Here is a 14494-nt window from a genome sequence, read left to right on the forward strand (position 1 = left end):
CTCAGAATGTTGAGTCTCCGACAATACCGGGGCGGTTCAAGTTTAAAGTTTAGACAATGATATTGTCTTATAAATATATATATAGGTTCTGAAATTTGGCACATGCATCTCGATATTGCATAACTAACTAGAAGCGTTAAAAAAATATAGACATTACAATTGTTTTGTTCTAATATAAAATCGTAAGATACAATGAGTTACATTATCTATACTTAAACGGAGTATTTCTATGCAGTTACCTAACATGCGCAAGCAGCTTGGTCAGGGTATGACTGAGTACATTATTATCGTAGCACTGGTAGCTATTGCCGCTATTGGTTCATTTAAATATTTTGGTCAAACCGCTCGTAGTCAGGCTGCTGCTGCTACGCAAGAGTTAGCTGGTCAAGACGGTACTAAACAAAAAACAGTTACTGATGCTGCTGCTGGTAAAGCAACAAATGAAGGTAAAGCAAAATCAGGCATGGCAGATTTTGCTAAAAATGACTAATAAGTAAATGCTAATTAACATTTTAATTACTGGTAAGTGCTTCTATTTATGTAATAGGTAGGTACATTGATTATGAGTCCAACACCTATAAATGTCTCATCTCAAAAAGGGCAAGCATTACTATTAATGCTTGCTTTTACCTTAGTCCTTGCAGTGTCAATGATTTACTTATTTAATAGCTCTCAGCTATTGGCAGAGCGAACCCAAGCTAAGGTGCTGGCGGATCATGCTGCTTATAACACAGCGACCAAACAGGCGCAGCTCTTAAATGCTAATGCCTACATGAATAAGGCCAAAATCGCTAATCAGCTGGCAACTGCGCAAGCGGTAAGTGTCGCTAGTTGGGCTAAGCATTTCGAGCCTATGCCACGAAACACTGGTACTATTCGATACATACCATATGTTGGGCCATACGTTCAAGAAGCTATTACTGAATATTCAAGAGCAGTACAGCCACTCGCCGATTTAGCCGCTCCAACTATCCTTATTAATAATCAAGCAACACAACTTATATCCTATCAACAAAATTTGCTAAATGGCTCTTCATTTATATCTATTCAACAAGTCCACAAAGACACAATAGATAAATCCTCTATAGGCGCAGGATTTGACTCTCGACCTCTGATAACAGCTTCAAAATATGCAGTCAATCCGTTGGGTGGAAGTTTTATAAAACATTATAGTGGTAATAGCTCAGATCCTACTATAGGTCGTGCTCGCTTAAAAGATGTTGTTTTAGCATCTCGAGATAACTTTACTCGTGAGCGTCGAGCAAAGAGTATTGATGAATTCAAAATACCTCTTTTTAAAAACCGACTTGAAGCTAGAGGCGGTACTGAGCTTAGTAATGATTTCAATCAGTGGAAAGGGGTTGATACATTCTCTCACCACTATAAAAAAAGGAAGAGATGGAGACTCAGATGGCGCGAAGATCAGATGGGCTACGGTAGTGCAGTAGTAAGAGATAGTGGTACAGGTGACAACGATTGGCGCAATAACGCAGGGTATAATAGTGTAAATAGAAATAAGGATGCTTCTAATAGAAGTAACCAATATACACCCCACTGGGATTCGCGACGTAATAGAACCATGAATGCGGGAGAGTCAGGAGTTCCACAATTTTGGGATCTTGAAACTAAAATGTTGGCACAAGAAGAGCCAACTTTACCTACTTCAATTCGAGTGTCGAAAAAAGCAGATAGGCTTGACACCACAAGCGGTGCTTCTAACTTAAAAGTAGGTGATGAATTAAATATTATCTCAAAAGATGATGTTACCGCAGTATCTACTGCTGAAGCTTACTTTGAGCGACCCATTCAGGATAGACAAGGTAGGCCCACTTATTTTAATCAGAACAGATTAGAAAAAGCCAGTCTGTTGAATCCATATTGGCAAGTTAGACTAACCAACAACAGTGCACTTGCAGTAGCGGAGTCTAATGGACCATGAAAAACAAAGAATCGGGTCAGGCAGCAATTGAATTTGCAGTGTCGTTCAGTGTGCTTATAGCACTTATATTGTCGATACCTATTCTAGCTAAAATTGCCAATGCAAACATAATGAGCATTCAGGCTTTAGATTATGCGGCTTGGCGAGTACGTGAAGGCAATACAGATAATATGGAGCTTAGTCGCGAAGTAAGCGATCGATATTTTGGTGAAACAGCTTTAATTGTCGATGATGAACAGATAAATGATCAAGGGGCTAGACTTGGTACTGGTAAGGGTAATCAACAGATATATCAAAATGATTCAGTGACTATTAATTATAATGCCGATAGCTCTAATATGAGTGGTGCTCAGGGAGCGAGTTGGAATAACTTTGATAGAGTAACCAATTTAGGAATATATGACAAAAAAGGAACAGTGAGTATCAATGTACCCTTAGAGAACTTAGATGTTATTCCAGAAATTGCAAGTTCTATGACCATAAGCAAAAGTTTATATATAGATAATCAAGCACTTACAGCAAGAGATAAAAGTCAAATTCAAAACTCAATGAACAACTTTGATAGTGTCGTCATTCCAAATATTGGAGGTAGTCAAGACTTATTCGTTAAACCTGCAAATATAGCTATAGCAGGACTTAAATTGATTAGCGATTCTACATTGGGATTACTTGATGTATTAGATCATCATAAATTAGAGGATGTAGAAGTCGATCATGACGCAGTTCCCAAAGATCGCCTAGCCACGTTTAACCCTCAATGAATAAAATTATTGTATTTATACTCGCCAGCTTTTTGTCAGTAACTGCCAATAGTGCTGTGTGTAAACAGCTTAGAGCTATCAAAGGTTTTGCCGCTGCACCTTTATTCAGTAATGCTATTATAAATGGCAAGCCATTAGATTATTATACTTTTGCTAGCGACTGTGGCACGGGTTGTCTGATAAAAGCATTGAAAAAAAAAGGCATAGCTTATTCCTTAACAGGTAGCAATTTATCTATCTTTGATAAGTCGAGTGTAGCTACTGTCACTATAGATAGCACTTATAAGCAGTCGATCGCAGGATATATGACTTGCTCTAGCACCGCCAAAAGATCTTACGTCCCTAATCCCGTAAGTATCAATAATAATAAAGTTTCTTTGGACTTACAAACAGAAGATTATAAGAACGTTACTCGTACTATAAATATGCAAGGCTACAGTAAAAGTGAATATGCGCGTTTACTGACTCAACTCAATAAATTAGCTCGTAATATCGAATCAACTATCGGGTTTACCAACTATACTCTAAAATCATCTAGCTCTCGAAGAGTTATAAAAATATCCAAACTGAGTCCTCGTGGAGACTTTATGCTTATTATAGAAGTGAGTAAATAGCTTATGCGTAACCAAAGAGGTAATATCTCAGTAGAATACTTACTGGCAACTATGGTGATTGTGGCAGTAGTCTTCGGCGTTAAAGTTGGAGATCAAAACTTATGGAGTATGTTTCAAGAAGCGTTTCAAACTCGGCATGACAACTATTCAAATTCTATAAGTAATTTAGATAACGTCGACTCAATAAATACTCAGAGAAAAAATGAAAACAATTAATAGAGTTAAAATCAAGAAACTCAATAAAAATGTTCTTGCACTAATAGTATCGATAGTTTTGGCGCTATTGTGTGCTTTTTTATTGAAATTTATTGTCGATAAAAAGATAGCCAATTCATTAGATACAGAGACGGTTAGCTATATAGTCGCTAATAGCGATCTAGCTAGTGGCACCGTTGTAAATCCGTTTGATGAGGCGAGTTTTGCAATTAGAAGTGATATTCCAGCTGAGTTTGCACAGTCTACCGCTATAACGCCTGAGCAAGCCGATAGTATTGACGGAGCATTATTATTATCAGACCTAAAAAGGGGTGATATCTTGACTTGGCAGTCTATCGATACGGATGAACGTCGACAGCTAGCTAGTAGATTACTGCCAGGTAGACGCGCACTAACCATACCTGTAGATGATCAAAGCTCAATCTCTTCAATGCTAAATCCTAACGACCATATTGACTTGATACTGACCTATCAGAAGCTTGGAAACGTCATCGCTGCGCCTTTGATGCAAAATGTAAGGGTGTTAGCTACTGGTGACTCTTTAAGCGTTAATGGAAGTTATGCTCAAGATGCTGGATACAATGATGGATACAGCACCATAACCTTAGACTTGAATATAGATGATGTTTCTAGGGTTACCACTGCACTAGAGCTAGGAAGATTATCTGCTGTTTTACGTAATCCAAATGACATGTCCTATACTACCAATATCGTAAGCTTAGAGACACTACAACGCGAATTAAGCTTAAAAACTTTTACAGAGCAGGACAACATAAGTAACGAGCGCTTACCCAATACCGAATTAGACGATTATTTAGATCGAATAGATGGTATTCAGGACCGTAGCGTAGCAATACTAGAGTCTCCTATTGCTCAACCAAATGTTCCAAGAAAGCCCTCAATAGATGTTGTATACGGTAATAGAAGTACAAATAACTAATAAAGAGTAATCTATGTTTAAAAAATCATTTTGTTTGATCTTGGTAAGTCTCTCAGCTTACGCTAGTGCCAATATAAATAATGGGATTATGACTCTTTATGTAGGTCAATCTGAATTTATCAAAGATAGTAGTATTACAAACGTGGCAGTCGGTAGTGATGAGATTGTCAATGCTTTACCAATTGACAAAAAGGGAATTTTATTGACTGGAATAAAAAATGGTGACACTACTATTAAGGTGTGGAGAAACAAATCAGTTCAAAGCATAAACACCCATATATATCCTGCAAATCTACCAAGAATGCTAAGTGAAATTAATTATTTCTTATTAAAGTATCCTAATTTAACAGCAAATATTATTGGAGATACGATTTTAGTTGAAGGCTTAGATTTAAACGATGATGACAAAATAAAAGTGGATAGTTTTTTAACTCAGTATCCTTATGTTACTAATCTTACCCGTGCAAACACTCAAACAGCCAATAAAAACGACACGCGTATGGTGTATTTTGATGTAAAAATCGTTGAAGTAAGCAGAAGCGCGAGTGAAAATTTGGGTATTGAATGGTCGTCTCAGATCAATGGACCTAAAGTAGGCGTTATTGGAGAATTCAAAAAAAGTAACGCTTTTAAATCAGATGTCAGTGGATTGGGCTTCGATAACATTCCTTTAGGAAATGCTATTAGCCCTTTTCAAACTTATGCAGGGCTAATATCCTCTATCACCAGTAAAATTAATTTAATGGAAAGTAAAGGTACAGCTAACTTGATCGCGCACCCCGTTCTCTCTTGTAGAAACGGAGGTAACGCTGAATTCTTATCTGGAGGGCAAGTACCTTTCACTACAGCAACTGCTACAGGAACGCCTTCAGTTGAGTTTAAAGATTACGGTATAAAGCTTAATGTTTCACCTGTTATTCAAAATGACGGAAGTATCCTTGCAAATATAGAGTCTGAAATCAGTGAAATAGATCCTGCCGTACAAGTTTTGGATGTACCGGGTTTATTGACTAGAAAAACAGTCACTGATTTTAGTCTGCAAAATGGTGAGACACTAGTACTAAGTGGCTTAAATTATAATAGAAACTCTGCGGCTGACTCTCAAGTACCTGGACTACATAAAGCACCATTTATCGGTAGGTTGTTTAAAAACAAGAGTAAAATAGATGTCAAAACAGAATTACTGTTTATCGTCACTCCATTTATCTATAGTGAAAAAGACAAACCTTCAGAAACTATGGTTACTAAAGCAAATCAGATGGTAGAAAATATTAATAAAAACAACCTGCTTTTGCCAAAGGATTTTTTTGAAAGTAACGAAAACAGAACCTATTTTGAAGAGAGGGTTCAGTAAATGATTCAGCTCAAGGTAATTTATAAAGAAAATGAGTCAATAATTGAATTTGGTACTGAGAATATTCTAATAGGTAAAAGTAGCGATGCCGAACTACAGATTAAAGGATGGCTAATATCACAAGAACACGCGGTAATTAAAAAGCTACCTGCAGGTTATGTTGTCGAAGATTTGGATCGGGGAGCAAACGGTACTTATGTTAATGACTCTAAAATTGATATATATGGACCACTATTAAAAGGGGATCATATAACAATTGGAAAATATAAATTCGTCATTTTGCAAATTAATGAACAACATTATCATTCAGATGATCAAAAAGAAAATTTTCAAAACGATATAAGAAATACTCAATCTTCAGATGATGAGCAAGAAAATAATCAAAAAGAACCTATTGCTATATCAATAAATAAAGTTAAACCTATTGAAACTGGTTTGACTTTATTTAGAAATACAAAACTTGAGTTAGAAAAAGATATGAAGCTTATGAAAGAGCTTCACAAAAAACTCGTTGAGACTATGGATCTTGAAAGAAACGACATCTCTAAAATGTCAGATAATGAACTATATGAGACCGCTTCTACTTGTTTAAATAAAATTATAGATAATGATCTGACAATCAATAGATCAAATATCGAACGCATTAAAAAGTTAGTTTTGAACGAGGCTATTGGGCTCGGGCCTCTAGAACAGTTTTTGACAGATAAAGATGTTTCTGAAATTATGGTAAATTCAGCAAGTGAAATTTATGTTGAAAAGAAAGGAAAAATATATTTGAGTGGCGCAGTTTTTAGTAGTGATCAAGCTGTTCTAGATATTATTGAAAGAATTGTTTCTCCCATAGGTAGAAGAATTGATGAATCTTCACCAATGGTAGATGCACGTTTAAAAGATGGTTCACGGGTTAATGCAGTGATACCTCCATTAGCATTAAAGGGTCCTACGATTACGATTCGTAAATTTCCAGAAAAGAGACTAACAGTACAAGATTTAGTAGATATGGGTAGTGTATCAGCTGATATGTCAGAATTTTTGGAATCTTGTGTGTTGCATAAGCGTAATATTATTATTTCGGGTGGTACTGGTTCTGGTAAGACCACGTTGCTAAATGTTTTATCAAATTTTATACCCAATGGTGAGCGTATTATCACTATAGAAGATGCAGCCGAGCTAAAACTTGATCATGATCATCTGATATCGTTAGAGTCTAGACCTGCAAATGCAGAGGGGAAGGGGTCAGTAACTATTCGCGATCTTGTAAAAAACTCGTTGAGAATGCGCCCTGATAGAATTGTAGTAGGGGAGTGTCGAGGAGCTGAGTCGTTAGATATGCTACAAGCTATGAATACAGGTCATGAGGGGTCGTTAACTACATTGCACGCTAATACTCCAAGAGACGCTTTATCAAGGCTTGAAACCTTAATATTAATGGCAGGTATGGAGCTACCACTGCAAGCCATACGTGAGCAAATCGTTTCTGCTATTGATATTATTGTACAGCAGACTCGCTTTGCTTGTGGTACTCGTAAGATAACTCACATCACTGAGGTTACTGGTATTGAGGGAAATACTATTCAGCTTCAGGATATCTTTAAATATAACAAGTCTGGATATAGCGATGAAGGTATTATTCAAGGAGCATTTCGATCTACTGAGACTATACCTTCCTTCTATCAAGAGTTAATTGATAGTGGTAGTGATATAAAAACTGACTACTTCAACTTATAGGTCGAATAAGCTATGTTCGTAGGCATATTTGTCATATTGACGATAATTTTCTTTATTGTCTATACCTTCTTTTTTAAGAATGTATCAAATTTCTACGATACAAAAAGGTTAGACAGCTTTAAAAAAGTATTCGATCAAAACTTTAGTGAAAGCAACATCGATAGATATTTTCTGATCTACATCGTTGTCTCAATATTATTAATGTTTTCAGCACTTTATTTTTTAAGTAACTACATACTAGTTTTTGGAATAGTAGCTGCTTTGGTAGCCTTACCATTTATTTTGATCAGATACATTAAACAAAAGCGAATCAATTTGTTTGAGAAGCAATTGCCTGATGCTATTGATCTCATGGGAGGATCATTATTAGCAGGTAATAGCCTAAGTGGTGCGTTTTCATTGATCGCTGAAGAGTACCCACCACCGTTATCTCAAGAAATTGGATTGCTAGTACGCGAGCAAAAGCTTGGAGTCTCGGTTGATCATTCTCTGCAAAATTTTACGAAAAGAATGCCTCTTAATTCAGTGGTGCTAACCGTTGCTGTTATTAGAACTTCAATTGAAACGGGAGGTGAGCTTTCTTATGCTTTAAAGAACGTCGCGCAGACTCTGAGGAGTATAGCTCAAGCAGAAGGAAAGATTAAGGCCTTAACATCTCAAGGTAAGATGCAGGCTTGGGTAGTAGGTTCTATGCCAATAGCTCTAATTATGATCTTATCTAAAATGGAACCTGAAGCTATGTCACAGCTATGGACTACTACTGAAGGGTACATGGCCTTGGGCGCTTTAATAGTTTTTGAAATATTAGGTATTATTTTTATTCGAAAAATTGTCAATATAGACATATAGGTGATTTATGTTTAATTCTTCTTTCCAAATATATGTCCTTATTGGCTTTATAACCTTAGCAGTTTTTGCTCTTTGTTGGTACTTGCTTTTTATCATGCTACGTGTACCAGATGATAGTAGAGAGTATTTTGACGATCCTCCACTATTTTATAAGCTATTTGGCTTTTTTATTAACATAATTGCATTCTATCTCGCTCCATTTATAAAAGATAAAACTTATATTAAATATGAAAGGCAAATTGTTTACGCTGGTGTAGAGTTCCAGTTCAAACCAGAACATATTATTGCTAGTAAAATATTAAGTGCTATTGTTTTTACTCTATTTGTGCTAGTACTACTAATTTTAGCTGAACAAAGTTTGGTGTTAGTTTTGATAGCCACTCTTTTTGGCTATGTTTACCCAGATTTTTGGCTCAAAGAAGCCAAGAAAAAGAGGCTAAACAGTATATCTAAAAACCTACCTTTCTTTTTGGATATGATAACCCTGAGCGTAGAGTCTGGTCTGAATCTCAATGGTGCCATAAGACAGGCTGTGGATAAAAGTCCTGCTGGTCCTGTTAGACAAGAGTTTGAAAAAATTGTTAGAGATGTTAAGACAGGTGTGAGTAGGTCTGACGCATTTAGAAAAATGGGTTTGAGAATTGATGATCAGTCGATTAAAAGTTTAGTATCTTCAATTATTCAAGCTGAAAAAATGGGTATGAATATCGGGCCTATATTGAGAAGTCAGGCTGATCAGCGACGTATTGAAAGGTTTCAGAAAGCTGAAAAAATGGCTATGGAAGCGCCTGTAAAATTGCTTTTCCCCTTAGTGGCTTTTATCTTTCCTTGTACTTTTATAGTGATAGGCTTTCCCGTTTATGTCTTAATTAAGGATGCATTTTTGTGAACAAAGTTATGACTAAGACTGTGTTGGGAGACTTAAGTATACGTAAAGCGGATAGCTTCTTATCACGTTTAAAAGGGCTGTTGTTTACTAAGAAGCTTGAGAGTAAACATTGCCTTTTAATCGTACCTTGCAGTTCTATACATACGCTTGGTATGCGCTATGCTATTCATATTATATTTTTATCCAAGAACAATACTATTTTAGCTATTAGAAATAATATAAAGCCCAATCGATTTTGTATAGGTCCAACATCTACGTATAAAGTTGTTGAGCTATCAGCAGACTCTATCGAATTACCTTTAGATATAATTGGTCGAAAGTTCAGTGAGGATAAGTTATGAAATCAAGTCAGCTTGGGGCTACATTAACCGAATTTATCACTATTGGACCATTAATATTCTTCTTAGGTATGAATGGCTTGCAGTATACCCTTATGTATAACGCAAAAACCAATCTGACCTATGCTTCATATGAAGCTGCTAGAGCAGGTGCTATTGAAAATGCTAGTCCTCAACAAATTGAGATGGGACTATTAAAAGGATTCCTACCCTATTTGAGCGCTAACAAAGGTATCGGTGGTGGTAAATTAGATAATGCCAAAGTATTAGCACTTGCTAAAGCTACCGAAGCGCCATTTACCAAAATTGAGATTATCAACCCAACAGCACAAGCGTTCGATGACTTTAACAGTCCTCTTCTTCAACAGACATTAGGGACTAAACAAAAAGTTATTCCTAATAAACTCACTGATATGGAAAACCTTAAATCTAAGCTTGGTGCTAGCTCTGGTGTGAATATATCAGAGGCTAATGTTTTAAAACTAAGAATTACTTATGGCTATAAGCCTACTATTCCCCTAGTGGGAGGGATATTCGCTAAAACCTTTAACTTTTTGACAGGTTCTAAAGATGCTTTTAGCGCTATGCTATATGCGTCTAACAGAATTCCCATCGTCGTTGATGTCTCAGCGCAAATGCTCAGTCCAGCCATACAAAACACCTTAAAGGTCGCCTCAAACAATCCTGGCAATACTTCTGGCACAGTTGGTGGTAATCATGAACTGCCTGATCTGTCTACCGTCAAACTACCAGGCAAGTATGAAGGCATGAGCCGTGAAGAAATCATAGAAGACATTAAAGCGAATGGCGGTATCAATACAGACAAGAACACCAGCAATAAAGACTGGCTCAAGCTGCTGATAGCTCTAGGCATTATCACCTTAGGCGCCTCACAGATGGATACTATAGATAACGCATTTGATGCTAATGGCAATCTCACTGAATCGGGTTCTGACTCATTATCAGACTTTCAAAACCAAAATACGTGTTCACCTTAGCAAATCTATAGTATTGACCTATTTAATAATCATCTGAATTTAATAAATATTTGTTGAGAATAACTTATGCGTTTGAACCGTCTGTTTGCAAGCTTGTTAATTCTCGTTCCAACGCTAGTTGCCGCTGATTTGAGCACAACAGAAAATAGAACTATTATTTGTAATGGTACTAGTAACCTAGGTACTCCTAATACCTGTGCAGTGCCACAATCCCCTTCAATAGTAGATATTATTAAAGCCGATCAGGCGGGTGGCAACCCCATCAACGTCCTAAACGGCAACAAATTTGAATCAGCAACCGACATTCAATCAAGTAGTGACTACAGCTTAAGCTTTAACCGCTACTACAACTCAAGAAGCACGCAGCGCGGTATGCTTGGCATCGGCTAGCGTCATGACTACGAGATGCAGCTTCAAGATACCGATGATAAGATAGACATCATCCAAGCCGATGGCCGCCAACTCCACTTTCAAAAGAGTGGCGCTACTATAGGTAGCAATCTGTTTATCACCCGCTACATATCAGACAAGAGCGAGCTGGGTTATATTGTAGTGGCATAATAAACTTGGACAGCGCATAAGAGGTTTATACTAACCTAAAGAGGCAAACAGTATGACCACCAAACGCAATCAATATACCCGAGAATTCAAATTAGAAGCGATCAGCTTAGTCGTTGATCATAAGCGTAAAATACCTGACGTGGCCGATTCTTTAGGAATAGGCAAATCCACTCTGCAGAAATGGCCGAGTCAATACCGTCAAGAAATGACTGGCCAAGCACCTAAAGTCGGCAACGCCTTAACAGATGAGCAGCGAGAGCTCCAAGAACTGCGTAAACAGGTTAAACGGCTGACTATGGAGCGCGATATACTAAAAAAGGCTTCTGCTCTGCTGGCCTTGGACAGCCTGAACGGCTATCGTTAATCAGTCAGCTTGCAGAGCAAGACAGACGGATAAGTAAAAGCCTTCTGTGCAAGCTGTTTGGCGTGATGAAGAGCAGCTACTATTATGGACTAAAGCCCAAGCCAATTAGCCTTGAAGCCGTCAAAACCAAAGCCTTAATACGCCAAATATTCAACGATTCAAAGCACTCAGCAGGCGATCGTAGCATTGCCACCATCATGATGAATGAACATGGCATCAAGCTGACTCGTTATATAGCAGGTAAACTCATGGCGCAGATGGGACTTCAAAGTCGTCAAATAAAAATGCATAAATATAAGCACGCTGATAACACGCATAAAATCCATGGAAACCTATTGAACCGTAACTTTAGCCCAACAGCACCCAATCAAGTTTGGACAGGTGATGTGACCTATATTCGCATCAAAGGCGGCTGGTGCTACCTAGCCGTTACTTTAGACTTGTATGCCCGTCGTATTGTTGGCTTTGCTGTATCAGATTCCCCTGATAGCATACTGACCGCTAAGGCGTTGCAGATGGCGTATCAGACGCGATTAAAGCCAAGTGGCGTGTTGTTTCACTCTGATCAAGGTACCCATTACACCAGTAAGACATTCGCTGAATCCGTGGCCAGTTGTAATGGCATGACGCAAAGTATGAGCCGTCGCGGAAACTGTTGGGATAATGCCCCAACAGAACGATTCTTTAGAAGCTTTAAGACGGAGTGGATGCCAAAAGGTGGTTATGAGAATATCGATGATGCTAAAAGCGCCATTGCTGATTATATCTGTGGCTATTATCAGATCGTAAGACCGCATCGTTTTAATGATTATTTAACACCGCTAGAAAAAGAGAAACGCTACTTTAATAAAAACCTCTTATCAGGTGTCCTAAATTAGTTGACCACTACATATCGAGCGCGCTCAAAGTGCTGACCCGAGTAAAGCCACTTGGCTGTGGACCCTACCGACAGGCAAACAGTTTGAATTTGTCATTCACAAACAAGTCAATACCGTCAACCAGCTTGGTATATCTCGCTACGGTCAACTCTCTCGCGTCACCGAACAAGCGGACAATCTTAGCAGCCCCTACTGGTCACTCACCTATGGCACTGATGGCAAGCTTGCTCAAGTCCGCAACCATACTGGCGACACCCTAAAGTTCGCTTATGAGACCACAAAGAGTGGCCTACCTAAGATCAGTGTGACTAGTAGTACCCTGAACAAGAGCAGCAACAACACTAAAGATAGCACTGGCAGATGGGTGTACTTATTAGACCAAAAGGGCAACCTCGCTCAAGTGGTCTCACCGACTGGGGTTAGAACAGGTTACCAGTACAACGACCCTTTTGATAAGCATAACCTCACCGCCAAATATAGCTATGATCGCAATAAACAGGCTCAGCTCATTACCGAATGGACTTATGATGCTTATGATAGAGCTATTAGCTCCTCTCATAAAGACGGTGTAGAGAAGGTGAGTATTGTTTATGACAGCGACACTGTCATTCCTACCCAAGCGAATCATGTCTTCACCAACACTCTTACCAACAGTGTAGGGGAAACGACAGATTACCGCTATCGATATAGGAAAGATGAAGCACAGCTACTGTCTGTAACAGGCGCAGGCTGCGTGACTTGTGGTCCAAGCAATGTCAGCTATGAGTATGACGATGCAGGACGGGTGACTAAAACCAGTCAGCTAAACGCGCAAGGTCAAGCTGTCGCCTCAACAGCCACTAGCTATGATACGCTTGGGCGCACGATCAAAGTGACGCAGACAAACAAGGACAACCAGCAAACGTGGCTGACTTATCGCTATGAAAGTGTAGACTATCCCATGCTACCGACTTCAATCACTCATCCCAGTGTAGTTGAGGGCAAAACCTCACAGACTAGTCTTACCTATGATGAGTCGGGGAATGTTACCGCGATGACCGAGAGCGGGTTTCGACCTGAGACTGTAAACTCTTCATTACAGCCGATCAGTCGTACCACCATTTATCGCTATAGCAAGATTAATGGTAAGCAACAGCTAGTAGCAGTAGATGGACCTTTGCAAGGCAATCAAGACACAACACGCTATCAGTATGATAATCAAGGTCAGCTAATCGGTATCAATTATCCTGAGGGTTTGACTCAAGCCATGAGCTACGACAATCAAGGCCGAGTCGTCACTCTAGTTAATATAGACGGCACAACGAACCACTATCAGTACAATGCTCAAGGTCAAGTCACCCAAAGCGATCAAGCAGGACAGGTCAGTACCATCGAATATGACCCCTTAGGTAGAATCCAGCAGATCACTGATCCACTCGGTCAGATACTGAACTACCAGTATGAGGCAAGTGGGCAAATCATCGGCATGGGCGATGGTAAACAGACGCAGATTGATTTGACTCGTGATACTGAGGGCAATCTAACGGCTGCTAACTTATTAGTTGATGGCAAAGTCGAGCAGCACACCGCGTTTGAAACGGTGGATAATAGTAGTGCAGAGCTTGACGCAGGTTTAGACTTAGCCATACCTGTTGCAACCCAAGAGCTCAGAGACAAAAATGACAAAGTGACAACTGCGCACTTTGATGACTTCCACAGGGTAATAGCAGAAAAAAGTCCGACAACTGGTTGGACGCATTATGAGTGGAATGCTGAGGATAATCTAACCAAAGTCACTAATGAGCTAGGACAAAAGATAAATGTTAGCTATGATGGTTTTGGACGCATCATCGATATTATCACCAATGATGATAGCGCTAAAGTAGTATGGGGTGATTACAATCAGAAAAAATCTGTCATTGGCCCTGACTATAGTAAAACCCACTTAAAAGTGTTATAAACTAATTATCAAATCCAATTGTTATTATAAAGACCATGACTTACTCACTAGATTTTCGTAGACAAGTACTAAAAAGTTTAGATGAGGGTATGACCTTTGTTCAAGCGGCTGAATTCTACAATCTCA

The 14494-nt window shown here is 38.7% G+C and carries 16 protein-coding genes; all 16 read left to right on the forward strand.

The features are described from left to right. Positions 1 to 229: 229 nt before the first annotated feature. The 16 genes from INT03_RS05465 (at position 230) to INT03_RS15060 (ending at position 14368) form a co-directional block, all read left to right on the forward strand. Positions 230 to 490 carry a pilus assembly protein gene (locus tag INT03_RS05465; protein ID WP_193007972.1) on the forward strand — a complete coding sequence of 87 codons (261 nt, stop codon included), beginning with the start codon at positions 230 to 232 and terminating at the stop codon, positions 488 to 490. 72 nt (positions 491 to 562) lie between these two features. Next, positions 563 to 1939 carry a hypothetical protein gene (locus INT03_RS05470; protein ID WP_193007974.1) on the forward strand — a complete coding sequence of 459 codons (1377 nt, stop codon included), beginning with the start codon at positions 563 to 565 and terminating at the stop codon, positions 1937 to 1939. After that, a complete protein-coding gene (locus INT03_RS05475) occupies positions 1936 to 2700 on the forward strand; it encodes a TadE/TadG family type IV pilus assembly protein (protein ID WP_193007975.1) in 765 nt (254 codons plus the stop codon). The genes INT03_RS05470 and INT03_RS05475 overlap by 4 nt, the downstream gene beginning before the upstream one ends. Next, positions 2697 to 3314, forward strand: a complete 618-nt coding sequence (locus INT03_RS05480; protein ID WP_193007977.1) for a hypothetical protein — start codon at positions 2697 to 2699, stop codon at positions 3312 to 3314. Before INT03_RS05475 ends, INT03_RS05480 begins: the two co-directional genes overlap by 4 nt. A 202-nt stretch (positions 3315 to 3516) precedes the next feature. Then, positions 3517 to 4470 (forward strand): Flp pilus assembly protein CpaB, encoded by a 954-nt coding sequence (cpaB, locus tag INT03_RS05485; RefSeq protein ID WP_193007979.1) that lies wholly within the window; start codon positions 3517 to 3519, stop codon positions 4468 to 4470. 13 nt (positions 4471 to 4483) lie between these two features. Next, positions 4484 to 5824 carry a type II and III secretion system protein family protein gene (locus INT03_RS05490; protein WP_193007981.1) on the forward strand — a complete coding sequence of 447 codons (1341 nt, stop codon included), beginning with the start codon at positions 4484 to 4486 and terminating at the stop codon, positions 5822 to 5824. Further along, positions 5825 to 7552 (forward strand): ATPase, T2SS/T4P/T4SS family, encoded by a 1728-nt coding sequence (locus INT03_RS05495; protein WP_226950382.1) that lies wholly within the window; start codon positions 5825 to 5827, stop codon positions 7550 to 7552. Between the two features lie 12 nt (positions 7553 to 7564). Further along, the gene (locus tag INT03_RS05500; protein WP_193007988.1) at positions 7565 to 8401 is read left to right on the forward strand and encodes a type II secretion system F family protein; all 837 of its coding nucleotides are present in this window, start codon (positions 7565 to 7567) and stop codon (positions 8399 to 8401) included. 7 nt (positions 8402 to 8408) lie between these two features. Then, positions 8409 to 9290 carry a type II secretion system F family protein gene (locus INT03_RS05505; RefSeq protein WP_193007989.1) on the forward strand — a complete coding sequence of 294 codons (882 nt, stop codon included), beginning with the start codon at positions 8409 to 8411 and terminating at the stop codon, positions 9288 to 9290. Next, entirely contained in the window at positions 9287 to 9631 is a 345-nt protein-coding gene (locus INT03_RS05510; RefSeq protein WP_319020727.1) for a DUF192 domain-containing protein, read from the forward strand. Before INT03_RS05505 ends, INT03_RS05510 begins: the two co-directional genes overlap by 4 nt. Beyond that, positions 9628 to 10626 (forward strand): TadE/TadG family type IV pilus assembly protein, encoded by a 999-nt coding sequence (locus tag INT03_RS05515; RefSeq protein WP_193007991.1) that lies wholly within the window; start codon positions 9628 to 9630, stop codon positions 10624 to 10626. Before INT03_RS05510 ends, INT03_RS05515 begins: the two co-directional genes overlap by 4 nt. A 66-nt stretch (positions 10627 to 10692) precedes the next feature. After that, positions 10693 to 11016 carry a DUF6531 domain-containing protein gene (locus INT03_RS05520; RefSeq protein WP_193007993.1) on the forward strand — a complete coding sequence of 108 codons (324 nt, stop codon included), beginning with the start codon at positions 10693 to 10695 and terminating at the stop codon, positions 11014 to 11016. A 223-nt stretch (positions 11017 to 11239) separates the two neighbouring features. Continuing rightward, positions 11240 to 11551, forward strand: a complete 312-nt coding sequence (locus INT03_RS05525; protein WP_193007995.1) for a transposase — start codon at positions 11240 to 11242, stop codon at positions 11549 to 11551. Between the two features lie 29 nt (positions 11552 to 11580). After that, positions 11581 to 12429 (forward strand): IS3 family transposase, encoded by an 849-nt coding sequence (locus INT03_RS05530; RefSeq protein ID WP_319021203.1) that lies wholly within the window; start codon positions 11581 to 11583, stop codon positions 12427 to 12429. A gap of 83 nt (positions 12430 to 12512) precedes the next feature. After that, positions 12513 to 12689, forward strand: a complete 177-nt coding sequence (locus tag INT03_RS05535; protein WP_193007997.1) for a hypothetical protein — start codon at positions 12513 to 12515, stop codon at positions 12687 to 12689. 44 nt (positions 12690 to 12733) lie between these two features. Next, a complete protein-coding gene (locus INT03_RS15060) occupies positions 12734 to 14368 on the forward strand; it encodes an RHS repeat protein (RefSeq protein ID WP_193007999.1) in 1635 nt (544 codons plus the stop codon). The last annotated feature ends 126 nt before the right edge of the window (positions 14369 to 14494 follow it).

Source organism: Psychrobacter sp. PG1, assembly GCF_014897815.1.
Lineage (GTDB): Bacteria > Pseudomonadota > Gammaproteobacteria > Pseudomonadales > Moraxellaceae > Psychrobacter.

Excerpts from the sequence above, each read along its gene's own strand:
- INT03_RS05465 (WP_193007972.1), top strand. The coding sequence starts at position 230 with ATGCAGTTACCTAACATGCGCAAGCAGCTTGGTCAGGGTATGACTGAG.
- INT03_RS05470 (WP_193007974.1), top strand. The coding sequence starts at position 563 with ATGAGTCCAACACCTATAAATGTCTCATCTCAAAAAGGGCAAGCATTA.
- INT03_RS05475 (WP_193007975.1), top strand. The coding sequence starts at position 1,936 with ATGAAAAACAAAGAATCGGGTCAGGCAGCAATTGAATTTGCAGTGTCG.
- INT03_RS05480 (WP_193007977.1), top strand. The coding sequence starts at position 2,697 with ATGAATAAAATTATTGTATTTATACTCGCCAGCTTTTTGTCAGTAACT.
- cpaB (WP_193007979.1), top strand. The coding sequence starts at position 3,517 with ATGAAAACAATTAATAGAGTTAAAATCAAGAAACTCAATAAAAATGTT.
- INT03_RS05490 (WP_193007981.1), top strand. The coding sequence starts at position 4,484 with ATGTTTAAAAAATCATTTTGTTTGATCTTGGTAAGTCTCTCAGCTTAC.
- INT03_RS05495 (WP_226950382.1), top strand. The coding sequence starts at position 5,825 with ATGATTCAGCTCAAGGTAATTTATAAAGAAAATGAGTCAATAATTGAA.
- INT03_RS05500 (WP_193007988.1), top strand. The coding sequence starts at position 7,565 with ATGTTCGTAGGCATATTTGTCATATTGACGATAATTTTCTTTATTGTC.
- INT03_RS05505 (WP_193007989.1), top strand. The coding sequence starts at position 8,409 with ATGTTTAATTCTTCTTTCCAAATATATGTCCTTATTGGCTTTATAACC.
- INT03_RS05515 (WP_193007991.1), top strand. The coding sequence starts at position 9,628 with ATGAAATCAAGTCAGCTTGGGGCTACATTAACCGAATTTATCACTATT.
- INT03_RS05520 (WP_193007993.1), top strand. The coding sequence starts at position 10,693 with ATGCGTTTGAACCGTCTGTTTGCAAGCTTGTTAATTCTCGTTCCAACG.
- INT03_RS05525 (WP_193007995.1), top strand. The coding sequence starts at position 11,240 with ATGACCACCAAACGCAATCAATATACCCGAGAATTCAAATTAGAAGCG.